Genomic DNA, 12591 nt, shown 5'->3' with positions numbered 1-12591 from the left:
CAATGAGGATGGATTTCGATCCGGTACGCCTGGAGGATTTTCTGAGAGCGCATTTTGGCGATGGCCAAATGTCGCTTGAGCGGATCGTCGGCGGCCAATCCAACCCGACCTATTTCGTCGACTATGGCGGCCGCCGCATGGTTCTGCGCAAGAAACCTCCGGGACCGATCCTGCGCGGCGCTCATGCGGTCGATCGCGAGTACCGGGTGATCGAGGCGCTAGCATCGACAAAGGTGCCGGTGCCGCGGCCGGTGCTCTATCACGACGGCGACGAGCCGCTCGGCACGCCGTTCTATCTGATGCAGCGGCTCGACGGCCGGGTGTTCCACGATGGCGCGTTGCCGGGACTGGCGCCGGACGAGCGGCGCGGCATCTATTTCGGCATGGCCGAGGCGCTGGCAAAGCTGCACGCAGTCCGGCCGGAAGAGGTTGGGCTCGGCGACTATGGCCGTCCCGGGAACTATTTTGAGCGACAGATCGCGCGCTGGACCAGACAGTTGCGGGAATCGCCGAGTGAGCGCATTACCGCGCTCGAAGCCGTCGCCGAATGGCTGCCGCGACATCTTCCGCCAGATGACGGCCACGTTTCGATCGCGCATGGCGATTTCCGTCTCGGCAATCTCATCTTCCATCCCGAGCGGCCCGAGGTGATCGGCATACTCGACTGGGAGTTATCGACCCTCGGCCATCCGCTTGCTGATCTCGGCTTCTGCTCGATGCCCTGGCATTCCTCATCGGACGAATATGGCGGCATCCTCGGCCTTGATCAGGCAGCCCTCGGGATTCCGACACAGCGCGAATTCCTCGATCATTACTTCGCCCACGCCGTGCCGACGGCGCCGCTCCAGCGGTTCCATCTGGTGTTTGCCATGTTCCGCTTTGCCGTGATCTTCGTCGGCATCGCCGACCGCGTGCTGGCCGGCAGCGCGGTTGCGGCCGATGCGGCCGACGTGGCACCCCTGGCCGGCCGTTTTGCTGCACGCGCCATGGAAGTCATCGACGGCGCGCGGCCGTGGTGACGCGAGGCTGGCAATCAGCTGAGCGAACCGCACGCGATAACGCTGTTCAGTTCATGCGAACTTCCGGTTCGGCAAGCAGTGGAATCTCCAGGCCACGCCGCAAGCCGGTCGCCACGACCGATACCCTGAATTTTCCGGCGAGTGCCTTGTCGAAGATGGCGCCGACGATGATGTCGGCATCGTTGTCGACCTCCTCGCGGATGCGGGTAGCGGCTTCGTCGACCTCGAACAGCGTCATGTCCATGCCGCCCGATATCGAGACAAGGACGCCCTTGGCGCCCATCATCGAAGCTTCGTCGAGCAGCGGGTTGGCGATTGCCGCTTCCGCTGCCTTCTTGGCACGGCCTTCTCCGGCGGCTTCGCCGGTTCCCATCATGGCGCGGCCCATGTCGCGCATCACTGACTTCACATCGGCGAAGTCGAGATTGATCAGGCCTTCCTTGACGATCAGATCGGTGATGCAGCCGACACCCGCATAGAGGACCCGGTCGGCCATGGCGAAGGCGTCGGCGAACGTGGTTCTGGCGTCGGCGATCCTGAACAGGTTCTGGTTGGGAATGACGATGACGGTATCGGCGCTTTCGCGCAGGCGCTCGATGCCCTCATCGGCAGCGTACATGCGGCGCCTGCCTTCGAAGACGAATGGCTTGGTGACGACGGCAACGGTCAGTATTCCGGCTGCCCGCGCTGCCTGTGCTATAACAGGCGCGGCACCAGTGCCGGTTCCGCCTCCCATGCCGGCGGTCACGAAGCACATGTGCGTTCCAGCAAGGTGATCCATGATCTCGTCGATGGATTCCACGGCCGCGGCACGGCCGACCTCGGGCAGGGACCCGGCGCCGAGACCTTCGGTGATATGAGCGCCCAACTGGATCAGCCTCGTTGCCTTCGACATGGCAAGGGCCTGGGCATCGGTGTTGGCGACGATGAATTCCGCGCCCTGCAGGCCTTCGGCGATCATGTTGTTGACGGCGTTGCCGCCGCCGCCGCCGACCCCGACGACGGTGATCTTGGGCCTCATCTCCGAGATTACCGGCCTCGTCGCGGTGTTCATTGCCGTTCTCCCTGGATACGCCGAGTGGTCGCTGGAAGCTTGTCCCGGGCGCACTGCGAAAACTCTGAACCGGGCAGTGCGAATCAGGACAGCCCCAGAATGCAGGGAATCAGAGCGCGGAGCGGGCTGCAAGTGCGCGATGTGCCTCATAGGCGACTTGCGTCTGAAAGTTCACGCAATGCGCCTTGATACAGTGCAGATCGCGGCGCGGGGCGCCGCACGCTACAACTTCGGCGCGAGGCACTGCGCGACGTGGTCGGCAATCGTCAGGCAGGAGGTCAGGCCGGGGCTTTCGATGCCGAACAGGTTGACCAGGCTATCCACGCCGTGCACCGCCACGTCCTGGACGACGAAGTCGGCATTGGCCTCACCGGGACCGGACAGTTTTGGCCGGATGCCGCTGTAAGCGGGTTGCAGGCTGCCATCGGCCAGGTCCGGCCAGTATTTGCGGATCTCGCTGTAGAAGCGCTCGCCACGAGCCGGGTCGACGCGGTAGTCGAGTTGATCGGTCCATTCGACGTCCGGCCCGAAGCGGGCGACGCCATCAAGGTCGAGTGTCAGATGAACACCGAGCCCGCCGGGTTCGGGCACCGGATAGACCAATCGCGAGAACGGCGCCCGTCCGGCCGCCGAAAAATAATTGCCCTTGGCATAATGGAGCTTTGGCACCAATTGCTGATTGAGCCCTTCAAGCGAACCGGCAAGTGCTGCGGCGCCAAGCCCGGCGGCATTGACGAAACGCGGAGTGGCGATCTCGAAGCGCTCGCCGCCGGCAGCGTCCACCGTCTCGAGCACGACGCGGCCTGCTTCGATGCGGCCGGAGGCGATGCGCGTGTTGAGACTAAGTGCCGCCCCGTGCTCCTCGGCGTCGCCCAACAGGGCGAGCATCAGGGCATGGCTGTCGATGATGCCGGTGGCGGGCGACAGCAGCGCCGCCGTGCACTTAAGGCTGGGCTCCAGCGTATGCGCCTCGGCTTCGCTCAAGCGCAACAGGTCGCCGGCGCCGCAAGCGCGTGCATTGGCCCGGATTGAGGCGAGCACCGGCTCCTGTTCGGCACTTGTGGCAACGATGAGCTTGCCGCAGCGCGCGTGTGGGACCGCCCGCTCCTCGCAATAGCGATAGAGTCTTTCCCGGCCGGCCACGCAGAACCGGGCTTTCAGCGATCCAACCGGATAGTGGAGGCCGGCATGGATGACCTCGGAATTGCGCGAGCTTGTCCCGGTGCCGATAGCGTTCTCGGCTTCCAGGACCAGCGTATCGATGCCGCGCTGCGCCATCTCTCGCGTGATCGCCAGGCCAACAACGCCGGCGCCGGCGACAATGCAGTCGACATGGTCCACGGTTAGGTCAAGCCGAAGTTCTGCATGCGTCCATCCATCCGCTGGCCCTGCCGAAAGCGCTTGACACTATACCGTTCGAGAAAGATGCATCAAACGGCATAACGCACGGGGACCTGCCGAGCCGGACCGGCGGCAGGATTGTTCCGCGTCAGCATCAGGAGCCGTCATGGACGCACGACCGAATTCACCCGAAGCCCGCGACATAAGCTTTCACATGCATGGCTATACGAATGCGCGCAAGCATCAGGAGTCGGGGCCGCTCGTCATCGAGAAGGGCGACGGCATCTATGTCGAGGACCTTGCCGGCAACCGCTATATCGAGGCGATGGCGGGGCTCTGGAGCGTCGCGGTCGGCTTTTCGGAGAAGCGGCTGGTCGATGCGGCAGTACGGCAAATGTCGAAGCTGCCTTACTATCACGATTTCGGCTCCAAATCGCATTCGCCGCTGATCGATCTCGCCGAGAGACTGGTGCAGATGGCGCCGGTGCCGATGAGCAAGGCGTATTTCACCAATTCCGGCTCCGAGGCCAACGATACGGCCATGAAGATGATCTGGTACCGGTCGAATGCGCTCGGCCAGCCGGCGCGCAAGAAGATCATCAGCCGCAAGAAGGGCTATCACGGCGTCACCATCGCCTCGGCAAGCCTGACCGGACTGCCCAACAACCACACTTCCTTTGACCTGCCGATTGCCAATGTGCTGTATACCTCGACGCCGCACCATTGGCGCGAGGCGCTGCCGGGTGAAAGCGAGGAGCTGTTTTCGACGCGGCTTGCCGACGAACTGGAAAAGCTGATCCTCGCCGAAGGACCGGAAACCATCGCCGCCTTTTTCGGCGAACCGATCATGGGCGCCGGCGGCGTCATCGTACCGCCGGCGGGCTACTGGGAGAAGATACAGGCGGTCCTGTCGAGATACGACATCCTGCTCATCGCCGACGAGGTGATCTGCGGCTTTGGCCGAACTGGTGAGATGTTCGGCTCGCAGACCTTCGGCATCAGGCCCGACATCATGGTGTTATCGAAACAGATCTCTTCGTCCTACCTGCCGATCTCAGCCCTGCTGATCAATGACAAGGTATTCGAGCCGATCGCCGACGAAAGCAACCGTATCGGCACCTTCGGCCACGGTTTCACCGGCGGCGGCCATCCTGTTGCGGCAGCGGTCGCGCTCGAGAACCTGAAGCTGATCGAGGAGCGCGACCTTGTCGGCAATGCGCGTGCGGTCGGCGCGCATATGCTGAAGCGGCTGCGCACGCTCGCTTCGCACCCGCTTGTCGGCGAGGTGCGCGGCATCGGCCTGATTTCGGCGGTCGAACTGGTCGGCGACAAGGCGAACAAGGCGCCGTGGGGGAAGACCAGTGAACTGGGCGGGCTCGTCAACGGCTTCATGCAGCAGAACGGCGTCATCTCGCGCAATATGGGCGATGCGCTGGCTTTCTGCCCGCCGCTGATCATCACCGAGCCGCAGGTCGACCAGGTGATCGACGCGTTTGAACGGTCGCTCGAGGCTGCCGTCAAGCAGATCCGATCGCAGAGCTGAATAGGCAAAGTCGATTTTTGAAACCTGAAAACAAAAACGCCTCGGCGACGGCTGGCAGAAGGTTACCCTCCACACCCGTTGCTGCCGTTTAGTCTCCGTGCTTTGTTTTCGCAGATGAGCCGCTGAATCCTTCCAGTTCCTCGCCGATTCCTGAAAGTGCGTTGACGATCGTCGCCTCGACGTCGCCACGCTGTTTCTGGGGAATCAAGCCAAGTCCTTTTTGTATCGCTTCACGCCAATGTTTCCCCCTGTCCCACGCTTCCGAAAACGCGACGGCGAGATCGTCCTGGCGACGGGTAGCTTCCAGTGCCTCGACCAGAAGTGCTGCCTGGCGGACATCCTTTTCCCGCTTGCCCACGCCGTTTGCGTTGTTCTGTCGGCGCGAGGCAACGATCAGCTTGTGAACCGCATATCGTCCGGGCGACGGTACCACGACAGGCACTCCCGATCGATGCAGCAGCACAGTTCTGATTGGTTCGTGGATCAGGAAATCGAGAAACCGAAGAGGCTGCGCGGATGCACCGCCCAAAGACGGCATCGAGGTTGCATGATCGGCGTAGTCATCGCTGCCCGTGTTCGGTGTAAGGAACTCGACCTTGTATCGGACTGCGTTCTCGAATTGCGTCGCGTGTCCGGGATCTGATCTGTAAGGGATTTCCCTGAAGGTTGGGTCGATCTCCCTCAAGATTTCGAGGATGGGCGGCAGGCTGTCCTCGACCGCGGCCGACACGGAATGGAATAGGGCGAAGTCTGCATCGCCCGTCTGCAACGCTGCACCGGGCAGCTTCACGCCCAGATAGCCCGCGTAGGACTGAAAGGCGACTGTGCCGACCAGGACGCCGCGTAAGCGGAAGATGCCAGCCTTCCCCAGCGCCTCGACGACATCCCCGGTGAACCTTTCGGGTTCTGTCAGCCCTGCCTCGCGCACGAGCGTGGATACCAACTTCCTGCGGGCGCGAAGGTCGTCCTTGATCTGACGGAAGGATTCGACGCGTTTTGCAATCTCGGGATCGCTGTCAGGCCCGACATACCGTCGCGTTTTCGTCGGCTGCGTTTCCTCGAAATACCAGTATACCTTGCCCTTGACGGGCACCTTGACGAGATTGCCCGTCGTAGGGAAATCGGTTTCGAAGGCTGCGTCCAAGGATCGCTGGACGAGTTCCGCATACATCGTGCGGTAAACGAGGTCGACCGTCTTCATGTCGGGCGGCTCCGGTTATAAGAAAAATGCGGTTCTCTTATAGCGGCATGACCTCAAGGGACGCAAGCGGGTGTTATAAGAAAATCGCGAAAACCTTATAACGCCGCAGGAGAGGGTCAGGAATCCTTGTCGCCGGCGTGCAGCCAAATCAGAATGGGTTTTGCTCATTCAGATAAACAAAGCCATCACGAAAACGCTGCTTGGATGTGGCGCTCGACCTCACCGCGTCTGCGAACGGCCCGAGCCTGTGATAGGCGTTTTTGGTCGACGCGCTATTTTGGCGACCGCATCCGGCACGACCACCAGCTTGCCAACGAAATCCTTGGCGATGAAATCGGCCTGGGCGCGATGGAAATCGGACAGCTTGTAGACGCCGCCGACCAGCGGCCGGATCTTCTTCTCCTCGATGTAGCGCACGATGCGGCGGAAATCCGCCCGCGTGCCCTGGCTCGAGCCATGCAGTTGGAGCTGTTTCAGGTACATGGTGCGCAGGTCGAGCTGGACGACCGGGCCGGCGATCGCGCCGGCCGTGGTGTAGCGGCCTTCGGGCCTCAAGATGCGCAAGAGGTCATTGAAGATGGCGCCGCCGACCAGGTCGGCCACCACATCGATTGGCCGCCCGCCGGTCGCCTCGTTAACGGCTGCCGGCAGGTCGGCCACGCCACGGGTGATCACCGCCTCGGCGCCGATGTCACGCACGGCCTGTTCCTTGCCCTTGCCGGCAACCGCATAGGGAATGGCGCCGCGCGCCCGCGCCAGCTGCACGATGCCCGAGCCGACGCCGCCCGAGGCGCCGGTGACCAGCACACGCTCGCCGGCCTTCAATGCGGCGCGTTCCAGCATCTGCTCGCCGGTGAGATAGGCGCAGCAGAAAGTGGCAAGCTCGACGTCGCTCAGATCGGTATCGACGACATGGGCATTCTCTGCAGGCACCGCCTGGTATTCGGCATAGCCGCCGTCGCGGCCATGGCCCATATAGTCGATGTCGGCGAGTGAATCGTCGTCACGGTTGTAGATGGAGAAGTCGACCATCACCCGCTCGCCGATACGGGCCGGCGAGACGCCGTCGCCGACGGCAACGATGTTGCCGACCGTGTCGGTGCCCTGGATGCGTGGGAAGCTCAGCGTGTTGCCCTGACGACGCCAGGTCGACACCGCCGCGGCATCCTCCTCGGTGCCGTAAGCGCCCTGGCGCACCCAGACGTCGGTGTTGTTCATGCCGCAGGCAGTGACCTTGACCAGCACTTCACCCGGCGCGGGCGAGGGGACTTTCACGTCGGTGCGGTAGACGAGCTTTTCCGGTCCGCCGTGCCCGATCAGTTGCACGGCGGCCATAGTGGCGGGGAGGGTTTTGGTCATGGCATTCATGTCGGCTCTTCAGATGTTTGCAAACACGCTCTTCACCGCGTCGGCCGTCTTCGACACGACGATATCGGCCTCTTCCCGCGTCAGGCAGAGCGGCGGCGCGAAACCGAGAATGTCGCCCTGCGGCATGGCGCGGCCGATGACGCCGCTTGCCGCAAGGGTGGTCGCGACCTGCGGCCCGATTTTATGCGAGGCGTCGAAGAACACGCGATCGTTCTTGTCGGCGACGAACTCGATTGCCGCCAGCATGCCGTCGCCGCGTACCTCGCCGACATTTTTGTGGCCACCGACGGCTTTCGTCAGCTCGGCGCGGAAATAGGCGCCGGTCTCGCCGGCGTTCCGCACCAGGTCCATCTCGTCGATCAGTTCCAGGTTGGCGACGCCGGCGGCGACGCAGATCGGATGCGCCGAATAGGTCCAGCCATGACCGAGTGAGCCGAGCTTGTCTGAACCCTGCACCAGCACCTGCCAGACCTTGTCTGACACGATGACGCCCGACAGCGGCGCATAGGCCGAGGTCAGGCCCTTGGCGATCGTGATCAGGTCGGGCTTGATGCCGTAGTGGTCGGAGCCGAACATGGTGCCCAGCCGGCCGAAGCCGGTGACGACCTCGTCAGCAACCAGAAGCACGTCGTATTTCTTCAGCACCGCCTGGATCTTCTCCCAGTAGCCGGCCGGCGGCGGCACGATGCCGCCGGTGCCGAGGATAGGCTCACCGATGAACGCGGCGACCGTCTCCGGCCCTTCGGCGAGAATCATCTCCTCGAGTTTGTCGGCACAGTGTTGCGAAAACTGCTCCTCGCTCAGCGAGCGGTCGGCACGGCGGAAGTAGTAGGGCGCCTCGGTGTGCAGGACCGGCGCACGCGGCAGGTCGAAGGCGTTGTGGAACAGGTCGAGGCCGGTCAGCGATCCGGTCATGATGCCGGAGCCGTGATAACCGCGCCAGCGCGAGATGATTTTCTTCTTCTCCGGCCGGCCGAGCACGTTGTTGTAGTACCAGATCAGCTTGATGTTGGTTTCGTTGGCGTCGGAACCGGAGAGCCCGAAATAGACCCTCGACATGCCCTGCGGCGCGCGGTCGATGATCATCTTGGAAAGCGTGATCGATGCCTCGGTGCCGTGCCCGACATAGGCGTGATAATAGGCGAGGTTCTTGGCCTGTGCGGCGATGGCGTCGGCGATCTTCTGACGGCCATAGCCGACATTGACGCAGTAGAGGCCGGCGAAAGCATCGATGCTCTTGCGACCGTTATTGTCCCAGATGGTGACGCCTTCGCCGCCGGCGATGATGCGGGTCGGCGATTCACCCCGTGCATGCGTGCCCATATGGGTCGAGGGATGGAAGAAGTGATCGCGGTCCCAGGCGGCGAGTTCGTTTGACTGGTCGAGCATCTTTTTACTCCTGAGGAAAAGTGTCGGGCGCGGTTCTAGGCCACGTCCAGGCAGAGATATTTGAGATCGGTAAAGGCTTCGAGCCCGTGACGCGAGCCCTCCCGGCCCATGCCGGACTGCTTGACGCCGCCGAACGGGATCGGCGCGCCGGTGATCCTGACGCGATTGATGGCGACCATGCCATAGTCGAGCGCGCGGCCCATGCGCAATTGCCGGCCGCCGTTTTCAGTGACGACATAGGCGACCAGGCCGTACTCGGTGGCATTGGCGCGGGCGGCGACTTCCTCTTCGCTGTCGAAGGGCGTCACGGCCGCAACCGGACCGAAGGTCTCCTCGCGCATGATCAGGGCGTCGTCGTCAACATCGGCCAGCAGCGTCGGCTGGTAGAACAGCGGCCCGGCAGGATGGCGCTTGCCGCCGGTCAGGCAACGCGCGCCTTTGGCGAGCGCATCGGCCACCTGCTCCTCGACCTTCTTGACGGCGCGGTCGTGCATCAAGGGTCCGATTTCGGTGTCGTCAGCGAGGCCATTGCCGGTCCGCAATGCCTCGACGCGTTTGGCGAAAGCAGCGCAGAACCGATCGTAGAGCGGACGCTGGACATAGATGCGGTTGGCGGCGAGGCAGTCCTGGCCGGAGGTGGCAAATTTGGCGTCGACGGCTATTCTCACCGCCTTGTCGAGATCGGCGTCGGCAAAGACGATCAGCGGCGCATGCCCGCCAAGTTCCATCACCAGACGCTTCATCGTCGGCGCACTCTGCGCGGCGATCAACCTGCCGACCTCGGTCGAGCCGGTGAAGCTCATGGCGCGAACGCGCGGGTCTTCGCACATCCGCCCGACGATGGTCGAAGCCCTGCCGGTGAGGACGTTGAACACGCCAGCCGGCAGGCCGGCACGTTCGCCAAGCTCGGCCAGCGCCAGTGCCGACAGCGGCGTTTCCGAGGAAGGATGCGCGACGATGGTGCAGCCGGCGGCAAGGGCGGCAGCCGCCTTGCGGGTCAGCATGGCCGCGGGAAAATTCCACGGCGTGACGACGCCGACGACACCAAGCGGTTCGCGTCGCACCACCATCTCGGCATTTGGCAGATGGCTGGTGACGCTTTCGGCGTTGAGGCGTTTGGCCTCCTCGGCATACCATTCGACAAAAGAGGCGGCATAGTCGATCTCGCCGCGCGATTCCTTCAGCGGCTTGCCTTGTTCTAGCGTCATCAGCATGGCCAGGTCATTTTTGGCGGCGACGATCAGATCGAACCATTTTCCCAAGATTTTCGACCGTTCCTGCGGCAGCAATGCGCGCCAGGCAGGAAAGGCGCGCGATGCCGCATCGATCGCCAATGTGGTCTGCCGGGCATCGAGCGCGGCAACGAAAGCGACGGTGGATCCGGTGGCCGGATCGGTCACCTCGAAACTCTCCGCGGTCTCGCTCGCCGTCCAGTGGCCAGCGACATAGGCGAGTTCGCGCAGCAGCCGCCGGTCGGTAAGGCGATCAAGTGCTTCATGGCGGTGCGAGCGGGCAAAATGTGCGGACATCATCGGGCTCCCGGTTCGGGTGATGCCGCAAGACTATCTCTGCCGCGCAAACAGAGAGGCTATTTGCGTGCCCGCACGTAGAGAGATTGTCTCTATTGCCCTGCCCAGCCAGACGATCTCTCCGGTATCAGGAAGATGCCGGCAACAGATCCGCCACTGGCAGCACACTCTCCTCCTTCACCGTCTTGGTGACGATGTAGGTGAAGTAGCGGTCGATGCCGATCTCGCGTTCGAGCAGAGTGTCGACCAGCCGCTGATAGGCGTCGATGTCGCGCGCCATCACCTTCAGCAGGTAATCGACGCCGCCGCCGACAGACCAGCAGGCGACGATCTCGGGGATGTCGCGGATGACGCGCTCGAAACGGTCGAAATCGGCCTGGCGATGGCTGGCAAGCGTCACCTCCATCAGCACGGTAGCGACCGGCGAGATGGCGCGCATGGCGATCCTGGCATGGTAGCCCGAGACGATGCCGGCCTTTTCCAGCTTGCGCAGCCGCATCCAGCACGGCGTCGGCGACAGGCCGACTTTCTCGGCCAGCGCCAGCTTGGTGATGCGCCCGTCGCGCTGGATGGCGTCGAGTATTTTCAGATCGATCGGATCGAGTTTCGCTGCAGCCATGATCGCCCACTTCCGGTGCCGGACACCATGACGGCGCATTATTTCGATTGTCAATTGCACTGATTTCGATCTCTAATAAGTCATGACATTTTGGCGACCAGATCCCGCTCTTATCCGGCGGCCGGCCTATCAATCGCTCGCCGACCAGTTCGCGCGCGCCATTCATGACGGGCGCCTGGCCAATGGCGCGCGCTTGCCGACGCACCGGCAACTGGCTGACGATCTGCAACTTTCCGTGCAGACGGTCAGCCGCGCCTATGAGGAGCTGATCCGCCGCGGGCTGGTGTCCGGCGAGGTCGGCCGCGGCAGCTTCGTGCAGACGCAGCGCCGCGAGCCGGAGCCGCCCTATCTGCCGGAGCGGCTGGGCGAGCTCATCGACCTCTCCATCCTGAAGCCGGTCTGCGAACCGATGCATCTGGAGCGGCTGAGGCAGGCACTGGGCTGGCTCGCCGAAAACCTGCCGTCGAGCTCGGCGCTGTCGTTCAGGCCGAACATGGTGTTCCCACGCCACCGTGCGGTGGGTGTCGAGTGGCTGCGGCTCTGCGGCCTCGACGCGTCGCCGCAGAACATCAGCCTGACCAACGGCGCCACCGCCGGTATGACGGTAGCGCTGATGAGCGTAGCGCCGCCCGGTTCGACCGTCGCCACCGAGGCGATCGGTCACCACACGCTGATCCCGCTGGCGCGTTATCTCGGCTTCAACCTTGAGGGTTTGCCGATCGACGACAATGGGCTGATCCCGGAAGCGCTGGACGAGGCCTGCCGGCTGTCGGACATCCGCGCCGTGTTCGTGCAGCCGTCGGTGATCAACCCTACGGCCACCCTGATGGATGCCGGCCGGCGCGAACAGATTGCCGCCGTTGCGCGCAGGCATGACATCGCCATTATCGAAAACGATGTCCTCGGCCCTTTGGTCGAGGACCGGCCGCCGCCGGTAGCCGCCTTCGCGCCCGAGCGCACGCTCTACGTCACCTCCTTCACCAAGATCGTCGTGCCGGGCCTGCGCATCGGCTATCTCGCGGCGCCCGATCGTTATGTCGCCGCAGTTGCCAACCGCCACCTCGTCTCGAACTGGATGGCGACGCCGCTGGTGGCCGAGATCGCCACCAAATGGGTGACCGACGGCACCGCGATGGAACTCGTTCGATGGCAGCGCCTGGCTTTGCGGCGGCGTCTGGACATCGCCGCCGAGGTGCTTGCCGGAGTGGATTATCGCGCTCATCGCGACGGGCTGCATGTCTGGCTGCGGCTGCCCGAGGATCGCGGCGAGGAAAGCTTTGTGTCCCAGGCGCGCCTGCAGGGCGTGGCGATTGCGCCCGGTACGTCGTTTCGCATTTCGCAGATGCCTTGGCATCCCGCTGTCCGGATTTCGCTGGGCTCGACCACGGAGGGGGAACTGCGTGCCGGTCTCGGCGTTGTCACCAAGCTTCTGCTCGGCGATCCCGAGCATCTCCTGCTTGCCATCTAGGCAACAAATGGCGGGGAATTGTGCGGAGTTCGGAATATTGTCATGATATTATTTTCTTGA

Annotated in this window: 10 protein-coding genes; 3 read left to right on the top strand and 7 right to left on the bottom strand. The window is 63.3% G+C overall.

What is annotated here, in order from left to right; genetic code table 11:
- Window positions 1–2 precede the first annotated feature (2 nt).
- On the top strand, window positions 3–1019 hold the full coding sequence (locus NKI72_RS21280) for a phosphotransferase family protein (protein ID WP_352473280.1): 1017 nt from the start codon (window positions 3–5) through the stop codon (window positions 1017–1019).
- Window positions 1020–1065: 46 nt separating this feature from the next.
- On the opposite strand, the gene ftsZ is transcribed toward NKI72_RS21280, so the two are convergent.
- Together ftsZ and NKI72_RS21270 are read right to left on the bottom strand one after the other, a co-directional pair.
- On the bottom strand, window positions 1066–2073 hold the full coding sequence (gene ftsZ, locus NKI72_RS21275) for a cell division protein FtsZ (RefSeq protein WP_023677189.1): 1008 nt from the start codon (window positions 2071–2073) through the stop codon (window positions 1066–1068).
- Between the two features lie 222 nt (window positions 2074–2295).
- On the bottom strand, window positions 2296–3414 hold the full coding sequence (locus tag NKI72_RS21270) for an NAD(P)/FAD-dependent oxidoreductase (RefSeq protein WP_352683215.1): 1119 nt from the start codon (window positions 3412–3414) through the stop codon (window positions 2296–2298).
- A 166-nt stretch (window positions 3415–3580) separates the two neighbouring features.
- Between NKI72_RS21270 and NKI72_RS21265 the strand changes: the two genes are divergently transcribed.
- Window positions 3581–4957: an aspartate aminotransferase family protein gene (locus NKI72_RS21265; protein WP_352850801.1), complete on the top strand. Its 1377-nt coding sequence runs from the start codon at window positions 3581–3583 to the stop codon at window positions 4955–4957.
- An 88-nt stretch (window positions 4958–5045) separates the two neighbouring features.
- On the opposite strand, the gene NKI72_RS21260 is transcribed toward NKI72_RS21265, so the two are convergent.
- From NKI72_RS21260 to NKI72_RS21240, 5 genes are all read right to left on the bottom strand, one after another.
- Window positions 5046–6158 (bottom strand): nucleotidyltransferase family protein, encoded by a 1113-nt coding sequence (locus NKI72_RS21260; protein ID WP_352679189.1) that lies wholly within the window; start codon window positions 6156–6158, stop codon window positions 5046–5048.
- A 219-nt stretch (window positions 6159–6377) separates the two neighbouring features.
- On the bottom strand, window positions 6378–7526 hold the full coding sequence (locus tag NKI72_RS21255; RefSeq protein ID WP_352850799.1) for an alcohol dehydrogenase family protein: 1149 nt from the start codon (window positions 7524–7526) through the stop codon (window positions 6378–6380).
- A 9-nt stretch (window positions 7527–7535) separates the two neighbouring features.
- Window positions 7536–8915 (bottom strand): aspartate aminotransferase family protein, encoded by a 1380-nt coding sequence (locus tag NKI72_RS21250; protein WP_352850797.1) that lies wholly within the window; start codon window positions 8913–8915, stop codon window positions 7536–7538.
- Between the two features lie 35 nt (window positions 8916–8950).
- A complete protein-coding gene (locus NKI72_RS21245) occupies window positions 8951–10444 on the bottom strand; it encodes an NAD-dependent succinate-semialdehyde dehydrogenase (protein ID WP_352850795.1) in 1494 nt (497 codons plus the stop codon).
- Window positions 10445–10571: 127 nt separating this feature from the next.
- Window positions 10572–11063, bottom strand: a complete 492-nt coding sequence (locus tag NKI72_RS21240) for an Lrp/AsnC family transcriptional regulator (RefSeq protein WP_352473224.1) — start codon at window positions 11061–11063, stop codon at window positions 10572–10574.
- An 82-nt stretch (window positions 11064–11145) separates the two neighbouring features.
- Here NKI72_RS21240 and ehuR point away from each other — a divergent pair, with 82 nt between their 5' ends.
- The gene (ehuR, locus tag NKI72_RS21235) at window positions 11146–12531 is read left to right on the top strand and encodes a MocR-like ectoine utilization transcription factor EhuR (protein ID WP_352832084.1); all 1386 of its coding nucleotides are present in this window, start codon (window positions 11146–11148) and stop codon (window positions 12529–12531) included.
- Window positions 12532–12591: the final 60 nt, after the last annotated feature.

Source organism: Mesorhizobium sp. M0437 (assembly GCF_040321335.1).
Lineage (GTDB): Bacteria > Pseudomonadota > Alphaproteobacteria > Rhizobiales > Rhizobiaceae > Mesorhizobium.
Note: the sequence above shows the minus strand (reverse complement) of the source record. Positions and strands in the feature narration are given on the sequence as shown.